At 42.8% G+C, this 17,293-nt stretch carries 16 protein-coding genes and 1 other annotated feature; of the genes, 3 read left to right on the plus strand and 13 right to left on the minus strand.

The window, feature by feature from the left end; all coding sequences use genetic code 11:
* Positions 1-227: 227 nt before the first annotated feature.
* From Q1B03_RS05975 to Q1B03_RS06010, 8 genes are all read right to left on the minus strand, one after another.
* Entirely contained in the window at positions 228-1,013 is a 786-nt protein-coding gene (locus Q1B03_RS05975; RefSeq protein ID WP_299739202.1) for an HAD-IIA family hydrolase, read from the minus strand.
* Between the two features lie 117 nt (positions 1,014-1,130).
* Positions 1,131-1,871 (minus strand): MBL fold metallo-hydrolase, encoded by a 741-nt coding sequence (locus tag Q1B03_RS05980; RefSeq protein ID WP_299739204.1) that lies wholly within the window; start codon positions 1,869-1,871, stop codon positions 1,131-1,133.
* Between the two features lie 11 nt (positions 1,872-1,882).
* Positions 1,883-2,692: a carbohydrate ABC transporter permease gene (locus Q1B03_RS05985; protein WP_299739206.1), complete on the minus strand. Its 810-nt coding sequence runs from the start codon at positions 2,690-2,692 to the stop codon at positions 1,883-1,885.
* 15 nt (positions 2,693-2,707) lie between these two features.
* Positions 2,708-3,598, minus strand: a complete 891-nt coding sequence (locus Q1B03_RS05990) for a carbohydrate ABC transporter permease (RefSeq protein ID WP_299739207.1) — start codon at positions 3,596-3,598, stop codon at positions 2,708-2,710.
* Between the two features lie 89 nt (positions 3,599-3,687).
* Positions 3,688-4,965 carry an ABC transporter substrate-binding protein gene (locus tag Q1B03_RS05995; protein WP_299739208.1) on the minus strand — a complete coding sequence of 426 codons (1,278 nt, stop codon included), beginning with the start codon at positions 4,963-4,965 and terminating at the stop codon, positions 3,688-3,690.
* Between the two features lie 388 nt (positions 4,966-5,353).
* Positions 5,354-6,799 carry a spore germination protein gene (locus Q1B03_RS06000; RefSeq protein ID WP_299739210.1) on the minus strand — a complete coding sequence of 482 codons (1,446 nt, stop codon included), beginning with the start codon at positions 6,797-6,799 and terminating at the stop codon, positions 5,354-5,356.
* 309 nt (positions 6,800-7,108) lie between these two features.
* Positions 7,109-7,627 carry an MgtC/SapB family protein gene (locus tag Q1B03_RS06005; RefSeq protein WP_299739212.1) on the minus strand — a complete coding sequence of 173 codons (519 nt, stop codon included), beginning with the start codon at positions 7,625-7,627 and terminating at the stop codon, positions 7,109-7,111.
* 273 nt (positions 7,628-7,900) lie between these two features.
* On the minus strand, positions 7,901-8,479 hold the full coding sequence (locus tag Q1B03_RS06010) for an N-acetyltransferase (RefSeq protein WP_299739213.1): 579 nt from the start codon (positions 8,477-8,479) through the stop codon (positions 7,901-7,903).
* A gap of 286 nt (positions 8,480-8,765) precedes the next feature.
* Here Q1B03_RS06010 and Q1B03_RS06015 point away from each other — a divergent pair, with 286 nt between their 5' ends.
* A complete protein-coding gene (locus Q1B03_RS06015) occupies positions 8,766-9,512 on the plus strand; it encodes a DUF2087 domain-containing protein (RefSeq protein ID WP_299739215.1) in 747 nt (248 codons plus the stop codon).
* A 22-nt stretch (positions 9,513-9,534) separates the two neighbouring features.
* A complete protein-coding gene (locus tag Q1B03_RS06020; protein WP_299739218.1) occupies positions 9,535-9,885 on the plus strand; it encodes a GIY-YIG nuclease family protein in 351 nt (116 codons plus the stop codon).
* Between the two features lie 115 nt (positions 9,886-10,000).
* On the opposite strand, the gene ileS is transcribed toward Q1B03_RS06020, so the two are convergent.
* Positions 10,001-13,093: an isoleucine--tRNA ligase gene (gene ileS, locus Q1B03_RS06025; RefSeq protein ID WP_299739220.1), complete on the minus strand. Its 3,093-nt coding sequence runs from the start codon at positions 13,091-13,093 to the stop codon at positions 10,001-10,003.
* A gap of 51 nt (positions 13,094-13,144) precedes the next feature.
* Positions 13,145-13,400, minus strand: a binding site (T-box leader).
* A 181-nt stretch (positions 13,401-13,581) separates the two neighbouring features.
* Entirely contained in the window at positions 13,582-14,058 is a 477-nt protein-coding gene (locus Q1B03_RS06030) for an Lrp/AsnC family transcriptional regulator (protein ID WP_299739221.1), read from the minus strand.
* A gap of 211 nt (positions 14,059-14,269) precedes the next feature.
* Here Q1B03_RS06030 and Q1B03_RS06035 point away from each other — a divergent pair, with 211 nt between their 5' ends.
* Positions 14,270-15,211: a DMT family transporter gene (locus Q1B03_RS06035; RefSeq protein ID WP_299739223.1), complete on the plus strand. Its 942-nt coding sequence runs from the start codon at positions 14,270-14,272 to the stop codon at positions 15,209-15,211.
* A gap of 220 nt (positions 15,212-15,431) precedes the next feature.
* On the opposite strand, the gene Q1B03_RS06040 is transcribed toward Q1B03_RS06035, so the two are convergent.
* The 3 genes from Q1B03_RS06040 to Q1B03_RS06050 all read right to left on the minus strand — a co-directional run bounded on the left by Q1B03_RS06040 (position 15,432) and on the right by Q1B03_RS06050 (position 17,263).
* Positions 15,432-16,163, minus strand: a complete 732-nt coding sequence (locus Q1B03_RS06040; RefSeq protein ID WP_299739224.1) for a class I SAM-dependent methyltransferase — start codon at positions 16,161-16,163, stop codon at positions 15,432-15,434.
* A gap of 193 nt (positions 16,164-16,356) precedes the next feature.
* On the minus strand, positions 16,357-16,611 hold the full coding sequence (locus Q1B03_RS06045) for a zinc ribbon domain-containing protein (protein WP_299739226.1): 255 nt from the start codon (positions 16,609-16,611) through the stop codon (positions 16,357-16,359).
* Between the two features lie 25 nt (positions 16,612-16,636).
* Positions 16,637-17,263 (minus strand): hypothetical protein, encoded by a 627-nt coding sequence (locus tag Q1B03_RS06050; protein ID WP_299739228.1) that lies wholly within the window; start codon positions 17,261-17,263, stop codon positions 16,637-16,639.
* Between the last annotated feature and the right edge of the window lie 30 nt (positions 17,264-17,293).

The following is a 17,293-nucleotide window of genomic DNA, read 5'->3' on the forward strand; positions in this document are numbered from 1 at the left end:
TAGTGACTGTTACCTCAAGTGCGAGGTGATTAAACGAAGAAATGTAAATCTTAAGAAAATTATACCGGGAATAACGGCTCCAAAACAACGTGCTCGAGCCACAAATATTTGTGGGTTGATTTATGGTGGAAACACAAAAAGGGTGTTGATTACATAAAAAAACAACGAGTTTGACGTTCAAGCTCGATGTTTTGCTTGGGTGCCCGGCATAACAGCTTCTCTTTCCCTTATATGATTTTATCCGATAACAGCCCCTTGACTGAAGGCAGCACATAATCCGGCGTCCAAACCGTTCCCCTCAAATCCCCCTCGGTCGTGACCCCGCTGAGAACGAGGACCGTTTTCATCCCGGCTTCGATGCCCATCCGGATATCCGTCTCAAGACGGTCGCCGATCATCACGCACTCTTCCGGCTTTAGTTCCAATAATTTTAGAGCTGCCTGAATGGTCAGCTTAGAAGGCTTTCCAATCTGGACATCAATCTTTCTCCCCACAACGGCTTCCACTGCACCAATCATCCCGGCACAATCCGGAACATCACCAACCTCTACTGGACAGGTTCTGTCCGGATTGGTCGCGATCATCTTCGCACCAAGCTTGATCGCCTGATAAGCAAAATTCAAATGGTCGTAATGAAAATCCCGGTCCCATGAGAGCACGACGACATCCACCTCTGATGGCGCCATTCCTTCCCTGAATCCGGCAAGTGTCAGCTCATCCTTAATCGGCTGCTCACCAATCACATACAATGTGGCATCTGGATGATGTTCACGTAAATAGTCAATCAACGTAAGCGTCGGATTCAAAATGTTCTCAAGGGTAGCCTTGACATTGAAGCCGTTCAACTTCTCCACATAACGCTGTCGGGATTCAATCGTCTTATTTGTGAGGAACAGTACCTTCTTCCCTTCATCGAGAAGAGAATTGATGATGGTGTCTGCTCCTTCTATTAATTGCGTGCCAAGATATACGGTGCCATCCAAGTCAAAAATATATCCTTTCAGATTTTTCATCTGTCCCCCTCCTTCAAATTAAAAAAATTCCTTGAGCATGACGATTTCTCCAATTGAACAATTGGATTTTCGCCATACCCAAGGAATCTCCTGATCTTTATCCTTGTATCTATTCATTTATACCCGTTGTGTCATCAGATCTTCACCGATGATGACCTTTGGAGTGTCAAGCTTTGCCACCTCTTCTTCATAAGGTTCTTGGTCGGATAAGTGGACGAGAACGACTTTCCCGATCTTATCCATATCATAATTCTCTGCAACTTCAACGAGACTGCTGTGGTTCCCTGCCATATTCCGGGCAGAAGTCGCTTCATGGATTAACATATCTATATGGTCATACTGACCTATTCGTGCGTTGATTTCCGTATCGCTCGAATATACGACGACCCGGCCGGCACATCGCACTTCAAGCCCCACAGTAGGAACAGAATGAAGGGCCTTAAAGCAGGAAAACGTCATCCCACCACCCGACAGAAGATCATTTTCACGATCACCGTCAAAGGTTTCAACCTTAATGGTAAAAGCAATCGGCCACTGATCTGCTTCCATCGTTGACAGCCATTCCTGCAGTTTTTTCTCATTCCGATCATCACAAAGGATCCTTAATGGCTTTTTCCTATCTTCCAGCCACATCCCCCATAGCAAGGACGGCAATCCGTAGATATGATCAATATGAAAATGGGTGAACACTACTGCATCGAGCTCCCCTAAATCCACCTCCAGCTGCTTCAGCTTCCGGCAAGGATTGCCGCTGACATCTACCAGCACATGATAGTCATTATTCGAGAAACAGATTGATGTATTGTCGCGTTCGGAGCCAGGATAGGCACTCCCCGTTCCTAAGAAATGAATGTCCATCAGATCCCCTCCTATTTAATTCCTGAGTGCATAAAGCTTGATACGAATTGTTTTTGAAAAAGGAAGAAGGCGAGCACTAAAGGCATGATGACCATTACCGTACCGGCTGCGACCATTCCCCATTGTGCTCCCGTTTCATATGATTGAGCAAAGAGGGCCAGGCCGACGGTCAATGGGCGGGACTCCACGGAATCCGTGATGATCAACGGCCACATGAAGTTGCTCCAATGATGACTGACGGATACCAGGGCAAATGCGATATAGGTCGGTTTCGCCGATGGGATGTAGACATGCCACAGTGTTTGATACCATTTACATCCGTCCATTCTTGCCGCTTCATCAAGATCGAACGGGACCTGCTTGAACGTCTGGCGCATGAGGAATACCCCGAATGCTGAAGCCCAATATGGCATCATGACGGCGAGTTTTGTATTGACAAGCCCAAGCTGGCTGATGACCTGATAGTTCGGGAATAAAAGGATTTCGGGCTGAATCATCAGTTGCAGCAGGAACAGGATGAACAGTACATTCTTCCCTCTGAAATTCACGCGTGCAAACGCATATGCCGCAAGCGTAACGGTGACTAACTGGACAATCAACACCCCAAAAACGATGACGAATGTATTGAAGTAATACTGCAAAAATGGTGCAGTCTTCCACGCGTTGACATAGTTTTCAACCGTTGGATTCGAGACCCAGAACGGAAAGCCTCCATTGATCACTTGATTCCCGGGAGAGAAAGAGGTGATGATGACCCAAAGGAGGGGGATGAATGAAAGTATTCCTAAAAAAATAATGATTCCATAGTTCAATTTTTTCATCGAATCTTCCCCTACTTAATAATGGATTTTCCGATCAAGGTACAAATAGTTGAATGCTGTGATTCCGAGCATGATGACGATCAAAATCACGGTCAGCACCGCTGCTTTACCTAAATCCCAGTTCGTGAATGCCGCTTCATAGATATGGTAGAGTAATAGATTGCTGGCATTATCCGGTCCACCCTTGGTCATGATGTACAGGTGGTCGACGTTTTTAAATGAATTCGTAATCGCCACGATCATGACGAACAGCGTCGTAGGCATCAGCAGTGGGAAGGTGATATGACGGAACATCTGGAACGGTTTCGCCCCTTCCATCTCAGCCGCTTCATACACGTCCCTCGGTAGATTTTGCAAACCTGCCAGATAAAAGATCATGAAGAAACCGGCATCTTTCCAGATGATCATGACAATCATCGCGATCATGACGGTGTTTGGATCCCCCAGCCAGTTCGTGTCATCCCGTCCGAACATATGCAGAAAGTTATCGAGCAATCCATACTGCGGGGTGTAGATGAAAAGCCAAATATTTGCCACCGCAATCAACGGAACGATCGTCGGGTAGAAAAATGACGTACGAAGCAAAGAGCTTCCGGCCATTTTTTTATTCAGCCAGATGGCAAGATACATCGCCAGGAACAAACTTGTCGGCACTGTACCGATCATGAAGAGGATGTTATTAAGAATGACCTTCCGGAATATCTCATCCTCCAAAACTCCTTTATATTGTTCAAGTCCCGAAAATTGCAGCCTGGTCATCGGGCCACTGTAGAAGCTTAACTGGATTGATTTGAGCGTCGGGTAAAACGTAAACAAACTCAAAAATATGAAAGAAGGAAACAGCAGCCCGTAGGCAAACAGATTATTTCTCGTTCGGGAACTGAGTTTTCTTTGCTTTGTTGTCATGAATCGGACCCACCTTTCTTGTGGAGCAGGAGCTCAAGTCAGCACAATCCTCACTTGAGCTTCACTCACTTCATTATTCTGCTGCATTCTTATTCCTGGAAAGGCTCCAACACTTTTTCTGCTTTCTCTTGTGCGTTTTCCAACCCTTCTTCAACCGGGCTTTGACCCGTCAGGATCGATTGAATATGGTCATTGAAGATTTTCTGCACTTCACCATTTTGATAGGTTGCGAGTTCACTTTCTGCATACTCAAGCTGCTCGCGGGCAACCAGTGCAGGAGGGAATTCCTCTACATACTTTTTCAATAAATCAGTTTCATAAGCTGATTCGGTTGTGGCTACATATCCTGTATCGATCGACCACTGAGCAACACGCTCAGGCTCTGTAAGAAACTTCATGAACTTGATTGCAGCTTCCTTATTCTCTTTTGGAAGATCTTTGAACAAGTAGATGTTTCCTCCTCCAGTAGGGGAACCATACTCATTGTTCGCCGGCAGGAAGGACACACCGAAATCAAAGTCCGCATTGTTCTTCACATTCGTCAGGTTACCTGTCGTATGATACATCATCGCCGTTTTTCCACTCAGGAAGTCAGAAGGAACCGTCGCCCATTCAATGACACCCTCCGGCATGATTTTATGTTCCTTTCCAAGGGATAACCAGAATTCCATCGCTTCTTTTGAGTATGGTGCATTGAAATGTACTTCCTTACCATCTTGAGACATGATGTTGTCTCCAGTCTGAAGCGCTAAAGCCTGGAACATCCAGTACTGGTAACCGGTACTTGGAATTTCAAGTCCCCACTGGTCCTTTCCTCCATTTTTCGTCAGCTTCTTCCCGTATTCCACCAGCTGATCCCAGTTTTCAGGTGGAGCTTCCGGATCCAGCCCTGCTTCTTTGAAGGCGTCCTTGTTATAATAAAGGACGATGGTACTGCGCTGGAATGGCAAACTGTACACCTTATCATCGATGGAAGAGTTCGCCATGAATCCATCATAGAAATCATTCAAATACCCTTGATCAAACATCGGAGTCAATTCTTCAATCAGATCATTCTCAAGCAATGTGAACAAATCGATGGAGAATAAGACGGCAAGCTCAGGTGAATTTCCAGCTTGAGCAGATGCCATGACTTGGGTCATCGTTTCAGCATAACTGCCGCCATATTTCGCATTCACCTTGATGTCAGGATTCTCTTTTTCAAAATCCGCCACAAACCCATCAACGATCTTCGCAACATCCCCGCCAACCGCTACCGGGAACCAGAAATCGATTTCCGTCGTTTCACCCCCGGCGGTATCACTGCTGCTGCACCCGGCAAGAACAACCATCAACACTAAAACGAATGATAAAACCTTGAACTTCATGCCAATTCCTCCCCTTTTTTTTCATAAAAAAACCCATGAACAATAAACTGCATCACAAATAAGTGTCATGCAATTCATTGGTCACAGGGATTCTCCGCATCTCTACCCTTAGACGATAACCTGTCTAATATATATGTCTGATTATTCACAATAGTACAATATTAACTAAAAGATGGCAATGGGATTTCATTTTTTTACAAAACAATCATATCCAATATCCCTTTGACGATTGAATTCCCTACAAAAAAATACAGCTGCGACAGCTGTATTGAGAATGGACGTATCCTAATAGTACCTCTTAAAAACCCTTGATATTCTACTGACCGCAGGATGGTCTTGATCCTATCCTTCCATTGCAATTTGCACATTAAAGGGTTATTGCTATTGATCAATCACCATCCTTAGTATAAGTATGCTTGCTATTAGTAAGCCTCTGTAAATCTTCTCGATAAAACGTATCCTTTAATTCCTGCATCTTAAAAGGAATGATAGGAGAAAGATAAGGAACACCGAGCGATTTCAGACTCACCATATACAACATTAGAATGGTTGTCCCAATGATGATTCCATTAAAACCAAAAAAGTTAGCCGTTAATAAAAATACTATCCTTAAGGTGGCATCAGGTCCCACCAGTCCTCTGTTTGCTCCCAAGAAACTGGAAAGAGCGGTTATCCCTATGACGATCAGACTGACGGGGTGGATTAATTTGGCGGTGACCGCCGTTTCGCCAATGACGATGGTCCCGATTAAAGACACCAATATGACTGCACTTTGCGGAAGACGAAACGAAACGTCTACTAATATTCTGACCAAGAATAAAAGAATGGCGATTTCCCAAAAGGTTGGCAATATCTCATCGTCAGAAATGATAGCTTTTGAAATCTTGGTGGGTATGTCATCTTTATGAAAATTTGCTAATGCTATGTAAACCGCTGGCAGGTATATTCCTAATAGAAAGGCGATAAAACGGATGATTCGGCTGGTGAATCTGCCCATTGATATGTGGTAATCATCGGGTGCCTGAATAAAATCAATAAATAAAGCAGGAGCAATGATGGCGAAAGGGTACCCGTCCACCATCACTACCACTCTTCCTTCAAATAAGGATGAAACTGCCCCGTCAATTCGTTCTGAATGTCTTAGCCGGGAAAAAAATGTTTTTGGCTTTCCTTCTAGTACTTCCTCTACTACTCTTTCACTCAGGACGTACTTTACGGTAAGGCTATGTATCCTCTTTTTGACTTCTTTTAATATCCCGTTATCGACAGTACCATCTATATATAAGATGGAAACAGATGTTGGTGAATTGGTGCCAATTTCTACTGTTTCCACACACAAATCCGGCGTTTTTAATGAACCTCTTATCAAATTGATATTTGTTTTTATCTTTTCTGTTAATCCAATTTGTGGACCTCTTACTGAACGTTCTCCAATTGACGCTTCGACGCTTCTTTCTGCCCACTTAGGAGATGGTATTATGATGCCTTCTGGAAACCCGTCAATTAATAAGACAGTACTTCCTTGTACGATGCCATTGGTCAATTCTTGATACTGAGTAGTCGTTTTCACATCTGCCGATTCAACTATTCTTTCCATGATTTGATCGATGAGTGATTCATTCAAACCTTCAGTCTCAAATGGTTCTAATAACGGCTTGACCACATAATCCTGAATAACATCCGTATCGATAATTCCGTCCAAATAGACAATATTCATTTCAAGGGAACCTTCGCAGCCAGACTTTAAATTTCTTACGATAAGGTCAGATGTGTCGTGAAAGGTATTCCTTATATGTTCTATATTTTCTTTTAGGCACATTTCTATTTTAGGCATCCTTCATCCTCCCTAAAGGTAGTATGAGGATTTGTCGAAATACTATACTTTAAGGAGAATACCTAAAATAACAAGCTAAATAAGGCAATGGCCAGAGACACCTGGCTATTGCCTTATTCGTTCAATAACATAGTAGTTTTTTTCCGCACGATTTTAGTTTTACCCCTGTATTGGTAACACAGTAGAAACCTTGATCTCCCTTAACGCAAAGCTCGTTTGGATCATAGTAATCTACTTCACCTCGCTGAGGGTCTTACCCCATTTTCGTGCCCCCACCAAGTAGAAACCTCATCACTCGAGTTGCAAGCTTCATCTCTCATCTTTTTCCTCGTTTTTCTTCCGCATCTTCGGCAGGCTCATGGCTTTGATCTCCCGTTCTTCAAAGAAATTTCCAACCCTCGTCATGATGAAAGTGACGAGGGTGGCGAAGATGACAATCGAATAAAACCCTGCTCCAATTCCGATTCCGACACCCCCCACGTAGAAGATCATCGCAGCGGAAGTGAGTCCCTTCACCCGCAGTCCATCTTTCAGGATCACGCCTGCACCTAGAAACCCGAGCCCTGATACGATCTGGGCAGCCAGACGGAAGGGATCCATCATTTTTCCGCTATCCGGCTGACTGAGCATCTCTGCGCCTTCAATCGATACGATCGTGATCAACGTACATGCCACTGACACATACGTATATGTTTTTAATCCAGCGGGCTTGTTCTTCGCTGATCGGTCCCATCCGATGACGAATCCCAATACCGCACTCACTACGATCCGGAAATAAATATCATGCTGCCAGAAAAAGTCCGCTAGTCCATTTATGTAATGTAGCATGTCGGCCTCCTCCTTAAATGAAAAAAAGACCTCTCCACAAAACGAATGCAGGATTTCTTCACCTATTGTGGAAAAATCATATAGTTCGCTGCATGGGTATCTCATTTTTTCTTTCTACCGAGTGGCAATCCTTAAAATATTCTTTTTATCGTACACCACTTATTTCTTGATTTCAATCTTATTTCTAACACAATTGAAAGACTTAGATTCTACTCTCATTATTCTCTCCTTAAACTACAGCAAAAATAAGCGTATCCTTCCATTCTGGATACCCTAAGATATCAATCCAAACGTGCCTCTTTTCCGCACAGTCTTGAATCCTATACGTTCATAAAGCTTTATGGCTCCGGGATTGTTTTGATTCACGTGAAGGGCGGCGGATTTCATTCCATCATGACGGAGGTCTTCTAAGCATTTGCAAATCAATACAGCAGCGACCCCTTTTCCCCGCCACTCCGGAATTACACCCACTTGAATGATATACCCGGTTGTATCAGTCTCCTGATCGGTCGCAATGAACCCTACCGCCTGGTCATTGACAGTCGCGATATAGGACCGTTCTGCTAGAAAATCAGAACCGGACGATATCCACTCCACCCACTTCTCCCTCGGCCATCCGGGAAAACCGGGTCGGTGCTTAAATGAAGCCTCGTAAACTTCATAAAATCGTTCTTTCAATGATGGTGACCAACTTTTGAAAATCAAAGGAAAAGGTGCTTCGATTTTGGGGAAATCAGTTAAGGAGTGTTCCATCACATATTCTTGGAATACCATCTTATAGCCCTTTTGTTGGTATTCCTGAATGATATCATCTGTTATGTTTTCACATTGAATGTTCGTCACGTCGTTCATCCATTTCGGCCTCCGTTCCATTCAATTTAGAGATTTTCATACCTTGATAATCTGAAGATACCACGCCCTTTGCATCAGGTCCACACTGTGATTGGATTTTTGGGTAAGTCTGCTGATTGATCTATTTGGAGACTGTGATCACCTAATACTCAAATGGATGAACATCACCATTTCATTTGACAAATAACAAACAATTTTATATTATGTTTATAAAATAACAAACATGTTTAAAATTTGTTTGTGTAATAATTTCGTTGAAGATAAAAAGAAAGGGGCGTGTTAAGGAATGGAGCTTTCCAACTTGTTTTGGAGTGCCTCTTTGGAAGAAATGAAAAGAGGTTTTATAGAAGAAGAAGATTCCTTTATTTGTCTTATGTGCGGAGAGATCATTGAAAAAGGCATGGTCTATCCTTACGAAGATAAATTTTACCTCGCTGAAAAATATATGGGCGTTCATATTGAACGTACGCACCTATCTGTATTCGATTATTTAATTGGAATGGATAAAAAGCTCACGGGTCTTACCGATCACCAAAAACGTTTATTGACCCTCTTTTATCAAGGGAAAAATGACAAAGAAATCAAGGAAGAATTGGATATCGGAAGTGCGTCCACTATCCGCCATCACCGGTTTGCATTAAAAGAAAAGGAGCGTCAGGCCAAGACCTTCCTGGCGATGATGGAATTGCTGAAAGAAAAAGACGATAATGCCCCGACGTTTGTCCCTGTTCATAAGACAGCCACCATGGTGGACGAACGGTACAATATTACACAGACCGAACAGGAGCAGATCGTGAAAAAGTACTTCTCTGACGGGGCATTGACGAAATTCCCCCCAAAGGAAAAGCAAAGGCTGGTCATTCTTCGTGAGATTTCGAAACAGTTGAAGAAAAACGATATGTATGATGAAAAGGAATTAAATCATGTATTAAAAGACATTTATGACGATTATGTGCTCATCAGAAGATATCTCATTGAATATGGGTTTATAGACCGTAAATCCGACGGAAGCAAGTACTGGTTAAAGAAGTAAAGAACGAACAGGAGGTCTTAACATGGATCGTAAAAGAGAGTTAAAACAACAATATAAAGAAACACCGATTGAAGCAGGTGTCTTTCAAATCGTAAATCAGCAAAACAATAAAATCTATATCGGAAGCACAAAAAACTTGAAGACCCTGAACGGAATCAAGTTCATGCTTGAAAACAATGGATTCACCACCAGCAAAGGGTTACAAACCGAATGGAACCAGTACGGGAAAAACGCTTTTACATTCGAGCTGTTGGAAAAACTGAAAAAGAATGATGATCCATTTGTGACTGAAAAAGAAGCTCTGGAGGAGTTGGAGGAAAAGTGGTTGGAGAAACTGCAGCCGTATGGAGAACGAGGGTATAATCAGAAGTAGATAAGGCGATCACCATACAATACCTCAGACTTATTTATCTCTGAGCATTCACATCTCAAGACAAAATAAGGGCTTACCCAAATTCGGATAAGCCCTAAAACGGTTATGTGAATAATTACACTCCTACAAATATCCCTATGCTGTCACCATCAATCTCGACTGTCTTCATGCTTTCTAATTTCTCAAACGTCATGCTCTTGATCAAGAGACTGCCCTGCAGTAAATCTTCAAATTTCTCCACTACCTCTTTCATTGAATCATTGACATCCAGCACAAGGTGCACACGCTGTTCTACAGACAGGTTCAATTCTTTTCTATATTGCTGAACGGCTCGAACAAGCTCACGGGCCTTCCCTTCTTTACGCAGATCTTCTGTGATGGTCGTATCCAGGAAAACACTGAAAGTTGAGTTTGAAACCATTTCCAACCCTTGATGTGTCTTTTGATGAACGATGAGATCATCTTTCTCCACTGAAACCTTTTCTCCAGTTGGAGACTCAAAGTCAAGATAGCCTTGTTCTACAACCTTGCTTGCTTCTTCCTGATCTAACGATTGTAAATGTTTCTGCACAAGGCCCACGAGCTTACCGAGTTTCGGACCTGCAGTCGGGAAGTTCAGCTTTAATTCATATTGCACGGAATCTCCTGCCTGGTCCTGCAATTGTACATTCTTTACATTGATTTCATCTTGAATGATGTATTCATACTTCCTAAGTAATTCTGTATCATTTTTTGCTCCCACTATCGTAAGCCTGGATAGAGGCTGCTTTGTTTTAATATTCGTCGTATTACGGGCAGATCGGGCAAGTTCGACTACTTGTAAGACGCGATCCATTTCCGTTTCCAATGCTGGATTGATGTCTTCCTGATTTACTTTAGGAAAATCAGCCAGATGGACGCTTTCATTGGTCAAGTTTATATGGATATCCTCTGCAATGAACGGAGTGAATGGTGCCAGCAATCGGCTTACACTGACTAATACTCGATTCAATGTATGAAACGCAGCCAGTTTATCTTCATTCAACCCTTCGCTCCAAAAGCGTTCACGTGATCTGCGGATATACCAATTACTCACCTGATCAACCAGGATGGATAATTCTCTTGCTCCTGCGGTAAAGTCATATTGATCTAAATGGTCCGTTACGTTTCTGATAACCGAATTCAGTCGTGATAACATCCACTGATCGAGTAGAGAAGGAGTTCCAGCCTCGTGTTTATGAGGTTCGAAACCATCAATCACTGCATACAGGGTGTAAAAGGAATGAACGTTATTCAGCGTGTCGACCAGCTTCGATTTAGCCTGGCCGACGACGTTTTCTGAAAAGCGTTTGTTATTCCACGGGGCACTATCTGCAAGCAATGCCCATCTGAGAGCATCTGCCCCAAATTTCTCAACGAGATCCATTGGATTGATGACATTTCCTTTACTTTTAGACATTTTACGTCCGTCTTCATCCAGTATGTGTCCGAGTGACAATACGCGCTTATATGGGGCTTTCCCTGTGAAGAGGGAGGAAACCGTCAACAAGCTGTAGAACCAGCCCCTCGTCTGGTCCACCCCTTCGGCAATCACATCTGCAGGAAATTGCTGATGAAATAACTCTTTGTTTTCAAATGGATAATGATACTGTGCAAACGGCATCGAACCACTGTCAAACCAGACATCGATGACTTCTTTCGTCCTGTTCATTTCATGAGAACAGGACGGACACTCCACGATGACTTCATCGACATATGGTTTATGAAGTTCAAGATTGTCCCTCCAACCCCTTTTCGCATGTTCTTTCAGCTCCTGAACGCTTCCAGGGACGAACTGATAGTCACAGCCCCCGCAAACCCAGACGTTCAGCGGAGTCCCCCAGTAACGGTTCCTCCCCAGGTTCCAATCCACCATATTTTCAAGGAATTTCCCAAACCTTCCTTCTTTCATATGATCCGGATACCACTCGACGGATTGGTTGTTCTTTAAGATGGTCTCTTTTACGGCCGTTGTCTTGATGAACCAGCCTTCCATTGCGTAATAGAGAAGTGGTGAGTCACAGCGCCAGCAGTGTGGATAGCTGTGTTCATACTTCTCCTTGGAAAAGAGAAGGTGGCTATCCGCGAGCATTTTGATGATCTTCACGTCGCTGTCCTTTGTGAATTCTCCTTCTAGAGGCTTGAAATCTCTGGTGTAACAACCCTTCTCATCCACGATATTGACAAAATCCAATCCACTTTCTTTGATGGCATTGTAATCATCTTCACCGTGAGCGGGAGCCAGGTGAACAATCCCGGTTCCGCTGTCATCGGTCACAAACGATGCCGAAATCACTTCATGCCCGCGGTCGAGCGTGAGATTGTTGAACGGCGGCTGATACGAAACCCCTACAAATTCGCACCCTTTATGCTCACTGACCAACTCGAAGTCGTCTCCCAACACATCGTTCACAAGGTACTTTGCCAGGATATACGTCTCTTCACCCCGTTTGGCTTTCACGTAATCCACGTCTTCATGGACGGCGAGCGCCACATTGGCAGGTAGCGTCCAAGGTGTTGTCGTCCAGCCCAGAAAGTATTCATGCTCTTTCCCTTCCACCTTGAATTTAGCTGTCGCGGATAAATCTTTTACATCCTTATATCCTTGAGCTACCTCATGGGAACTGAGGGACGTTTGACAGCTCGGGCAATATGGGGTTACCCGATGCCCTTGATAGAGCAAACCTTTCTCATGGATCTTCGAAAGGATGTGCCAGACACTTTCGATATAATCATTTTGAAGGGTTACATAGGGATCATCCATATCCACCCAGTATCCGATTGCCTCCGTAAAGGTGCGCCACTGCCTCTCATAATCGAAAACACTCTTTTTACATTCTTCAATGAATTTCTCAACACCGTATTCCTCGATTTCTTGTTTACCGGACACGCCGATTTTCTTTTCGACGCCCAATTCCACCGGGAGACCGTGTGTGTCCCAGCCTGCCTTACGTTTGACTTGATATCCACGCATGGTCTGATACCTTGCGACAAAATCTTTGATCACACGCCCCAGGACGTGACCGGCATGTGGAAGCCCATTGGCAGTCGGAGGTCCTTCATAGAAGACGAACGACTTATGCCCTTCACGGTTTGTCACTGACTTTTCAAAAATATGATTCGAATTCCAGAAATCCTGGATCCGCTGCTCTCTTTCGACCGACTTTTCGTTTACATTCACCTTTTTCATGTCATCACACCTCTATTTTTTTGTAAATAAAAAAACCCGCCCCTAACCAATGTTAGGGACGAGTTATAACCCGCGATACCACCCTGATTCTATCCATAAACTCGATTTCAAGTTTACGTGACAGCGCTCATGCAACGTACAATCATACGCGTTCCTTGTAACGGCGGAAACCCGTCAAAGCTTAAAGTACCTTCAGCTTTGCTTCTCGGAGAGGATATTCAATATGATCTGAACGTTGACTTCCACCAAATCGCCAACTCTCTGTAGAACAGATTCCATACCTACTCGTTCTCGTCATGGAATGTAAGTGATCCAATATATGTTACAACAAATGTAAATGATACAGGTTAAATTTGTCAATCCTTACTATTATTATTTGGCAATACGCCATTCATTTATTCGCTCTTCTACACTAACAACTCAAATGATTGTAAATGGCGAAGGTGAGATGGTCATCACTAATCCGTAAGATCTGAAGGTCACCCTCATTATCCCTGTATCGGCAACACCGTAGAATCCTTGATCTCCCTCAACGCCAAGCTTGTCTGAATCTTGGTGATCCCCATTTCATTCAGCCTTCTGATAAAGAGTTCCAATCCCTTGCGATCCTTGCATGCCACTTTTAAGAGGTAATCATATTCCCCGGTCAAGCAATGACATTCAAGGACTTCTTCCATTGATTCCAATGTCCCCTCAACAGCTTCCAGTTTTTCTGTACGATGTTCATTCGTGCTCATAAATACGAAGCATAACAAGTCAAATCCCAGTTTTTCATGGTTGAGAATGGCTACCTGCTTTTTGATATATCCTTCCATTTCCAACCGTTTGATCCTTGCGTGTACGGCGGGTGCTGATAAATTGACCCGCTTCGACAGTTCCAGATTACTGAGTTGCCCATCCTTTTGAAGCAAATCCAACAGCTTGAGATCCATTTGGTCCAAAACCCTGCTTACAATCGTCTCCATGCTCCATCCACCCTTTTCAATTGTTCCAAAAACCACTGATAAAACTATGTATATATGAATTTTTATAACCTAAAACCCTATTACACTTTCATATATTTCGATTAATAATCATTATACAATAAGTTCTTTTGTATTATCAGGAAAATGTTAAAATTATTCTTATAGACAATGTCATTGTGCACAATGGCTCTTCGAAAAGGGGCTGAATGACGTGAAATATTATTATCTGTTGTTACTGACAAGTCTTCTCTGGGGAGGCAATTTCATCGTGGGGAAAACCCTTGTGGAACATGCATCCCCGGGAACGTTGACCATATTAAGGTGGGCAATCGCCATCGTCTGTCTGTTCCCGATTGTCTGGTGGAAAGAAAAGAAGCTGGTTCCACCCATTCAATCGATCCTGCCCTTATTTTTCATGGGCCTGACGGGGGTAGCCCTTTTTCAGGCACTGCAATTCATGGCTTTGGAAAAGACATCTGCCACCAATGTGGGCCTGATCTCTACGTTAAATATGTTCTCCATTGCCGGGATCTCTTTTATTTTTCTGAAGGAAAAGATGAACGCATTTCAACTGTCATCCATGTTCATCTCACTCTTTGGCGTGTTGCTCGTCCTGTCCAAAGGGAAAGTGGAGATGGTCTATTCCTTGCAATTTAATGAAGGGGATCTCTATATGCTGGCTGCGGTTGTGATGTGGGGAATCTATTCCGTTTGCAGTAAGTGGGCAATGAAGACCGTCACTCCCATGATGTCCATTTTATACTCAGGACTATTTGGCCTTCTCATCCTTCTTCCTTTTAACCTTTCTACTTTCCTGGTGACAAATGTTGATGCCTCTTTCGTGCAGTCCATCTTATATACCGGCGTGATTTCCACGGTTGTATGCATGGTCTTATGGAATATCGGGGTGAATAACCTGGGGCCGAGTACTTCAGGATTGTTCTTGAACTTCAACCCTGTGTTCACAGCCTTATTGGCCTTTGTTTTTCTCGGGGAAAAGATGAATGGGCTACAAGCTGTCGGCAGTGTCATTGTTATAGCAGGATGTGTATTGTTCTCTCTTCTCAAGTCCAAGCCTGACATTATGATCAAAGAAACCGGGATCAGAGTCCCTTCAAAGATGGTATCAAGTGAATCTGTCAAGACTTCATAGAAAGAAGTGGTATGGGGGTCCTTTTTGAGGTGCTTAAACCGATCTCCAAAGCTATAATGATATACTTATAGAGTTTGACAGCAAATATAAGCAAAGAAGACTCGTCAATTGACGAGTCTTCTTTGCTTAAAGGGAAGAAAGCTTGCATACCCTTCCGCTAGAAGATCCTTTAGGGGAAGGCGAAAATTGCCCCTACATTTTGTAAGAGTGATGATACGCATTACTTTTCTGCTGAGATGATCAAGAACATAGGTCTGCGGAGTTCATCTTTCATTTCAGGCACAGTTTCTAACATTTCGTTAGAGGGAACTGGTTCTTTCATTTTCCTTATATTAAAGCCTGCATTTAGTAAGTCATTGACATAAGTAGAAAATGTCCGGTGATATTTTACAACATTTTCGGTCAGGAACGTTGTTTCACGTATGCCTTCTAATTGGTAACGGTCAACCGGCCAATGTAAACGATTCCCTTGGTCATCACAATACCAATCTTGTTCCTTTCGGGAAGTGAACATTGGATGTTCAACTGAAAATATAAAAGAACCTCCCGGCTGTAAACTATCATAGATCTTTTTACAGATTGCTGCAAAGGACTCAATATAGTGAAAAGCCAATGAACTGATCACAACATCAAATTGGGAATCAGAAAAATCAATGTCTTCGATTGGCATCTTAATGTAAGAAATGAAAGGATCATTGGTCATTTCGCGGGCTTGCTGAAGCATGTTTTCAGATATATCCACTCCGATAACAGATTTTGCTTGCTGTTCCCGAGCATAGCGACAATGCCAGCCAAAACCGCATCCCAAATCAAGTACACTCTTATTTCGGAGTTCGGGTAAAAGCTCTTTTAATACGTGCCATTCTCCCGCACTTTCAAGACCTTTAACGGAACGTTCCATATTTTTATATTCAGAAAAAAAATTCACATCATCATACTTATTTTGCTTCATACTATTTCCAACTCCTGCTTAATTAGTTAGCCTCCAAAATTTAATACAAATCAAATTGAGGAGGCAATCTATATTCTTCTAACCATCTCTTTCACCTCGTTTAGTTACTCCAACTAAAAAGACAGCCGGTTATATTTAAACTCATCAGAGACGCTGCACCCTCTAACATCCTCTTTACATGAGTGTATAATGACTATTGCCACCTGTACAATTTATGAAGGTTTTTTACATACATCCCTGCCATAAACTTCGGTAAACCCATTTCAATACACTTTTTCTTTACAAATTGCTTCATTTCTTCTACTGTGATGTCTTTTTGGGTGAATTCCCCTTCTTGATAACAATGCTTACAGTACATCGAACTTCTTTCTGAATTCTTCTCAGTACCGCGGTCTTCCATTTTCTTTAAGGGCATGGCACAACTCTGACATTTCTTATATTCTTTCATTTTATCACCTCACTATTTAACCTCATTACGCTTCCAAGGTTTTATAGATTTTTTTTACTCTTTTTAGTTGAGGGGCCGTTAAATAGGGTTCTCTTTTTCGTAACACATTCAGAAATCCCTCTCTATTTTCACCTGTAACAGCTACCATTGTGCTTTCAGAGTGCTGAGGCACTTCTTTTGTTCTACAATTCTCAAGGTGCTGGAGTAAGAATGGAAAAATCGCATCATTATTTTCCTTACTAACCGCCGCGAGCTTCGCAAGAGTTAGAACACCTTTATCAATGGTAATGACCGAACCCATTTTCATGGCACTCTTTATTGTGTGAAGGTGAGCCATGATCGTTTCTGAAGATTCCTCAGTAATTGTTGATAATGCTGTCATCGCACCCCATACTAAACGATTATTACGGCTTTTCAGCAACTCTATAAAGGTCAGGGCATACTTACTTATCAGTTCTGGTTTAACCTGTCCGATTTCATACATTACTTTGATACAGTCATGTTGAACCTTTTTATCTTTGCTAGACAGACCTTCAATAACCTCTTCTATACCTGCATGATTTTCTTCATTAGCTAACGTGTGTGCCAGCTCAATATTTGGCTCTTCGTCATTTCTATTAAGCTGGGAAGCTAATTGATTCACTACTGACATGTTGATCCCTCGTATTTATTAGAATTGATT

Source organism: uncultured Rossellomorea sp. (genome assembly GCF_947488365.1).
Taxonomy (GTDB): Bacteria; Bacillota; Bacilli; order Bacillales; family Bacillaceae_B; genus Rossellomorea.

What these genes read in the sequence shown, in the direction of transcription:
- Q1B03_RS05975 (WP_299739202.1), bottom strand. Translation starts at nt 1,013, where the DNA reads ATGAAAAATCTGAAAGGATATATTTTTGACTTGGATGGCACCGTATAT.
- Q1B03_RS05980 (WP_299739204.1), bottom strand. Translation starts at nt 1,871, where the DNA reads ATGGACATTCATTTCTTAGGAACGGGGAGTGCCTATCCTGGCTCCGAA.
- Q1B03_RS05985 (WP_299739206.1), bottom strand. Translation starts at nt 2,692, where the DNA reads ATGAAAAAATTGAACTATGGAATCATTATTTTTTTAGGAATACTTTCA.
- Q1B03_RS05990 (WP_299739207.1), bottom strand. Translation starts at nt 3,598, where the DNA reads ATGACAACAAAGCAAAGAAAACTCAGTTCCCGAACGAGAAATAATCTG.
- Q1B03_RS05995 (WP_299739208.1), bottom strand. Translation starts at nt 4,965, where the DNA reads ATGAAGTTCAAGGTTTTATCATTCGTTTTAGTGTTGATGGTTGTTCTT.
- Q1B03_RS06000 (WP_299739210.1), bottom strand. Translation starts at nt 6,799, where the DNA reads ATGCCTAAAATAGAAATGTGCCTAAAAGAAAATATAGAACATATAAGG.
- Q1B03_RS06005 (WP_299739212.1), bottom strand. Translation starts at nt 7,627, where the DNA reads ATGCTACATTACATAAATGGACTAGCGGACTTTTTCTGGCAGCATGAT.
- Q1B03_RS06010 (WP_299739213.1), bottom strand. Translation starts at nt 8,479, where the DNA reads ATGAACGACGTGACGAACATTCAATGTGAAAACATAACAGATGATATC.
- Q1B03_RS06015 (WP_299739215.1), top strand. Translation starts at nt 8,766, where the DNA reads ATGGAGCTTTCCAACTTGTTTTGGAGTGCCTCTTTGGAAGAAATGAAA.
- Q1B03_RS06020 (WP_299739218.1), top strand. Translation starts at nt 9,535, where the DNA reads ATGGATCGTAAAAGAGAGTTAAAACAACAATATAAAGAAACACCGATT.
- ileS (WP_299739220.1), bottom strand. Translation starts at nt 13,093, where the DNA reads ATGAAAAAGGTGAATGTAAACGAAAAGTCGGTCGAAAGAGAGCAGCGG.
- Q1B03_RS06030 (WP_299739221.1), bottom strand. Translation starts at nt 14,058, where the DNA reads ATGGAGACGATTGTAAGCAGGGTTTTGGACCAAATGGATCTCAAGCTG.
- Q1B03_RS06040 (WP_299739224.1), bottom strand. Translation starts at nt 16,163, where the DNA reads ATGAAGCAAAATAAGTATGATGATGTGAATTTTTTTTCTGAATATAAA.
- Q1B03_RS06045 (WP_299739226.1), bottom strand. Translation starts at nt 16,611, where the DNA reads ATGAAAGAATATAAGAAATGTCAGAGTTGTGCCATGCCCTTAAAGAAA.
- Q1B03_RS06050 (WP_299739228.1), bottom strand. Translation starts at nt 17,263, where the DNA reads ATGTCAGTAGTGAATCAATTAGCTTCCCAGCTTAATAGAAATGACGAA.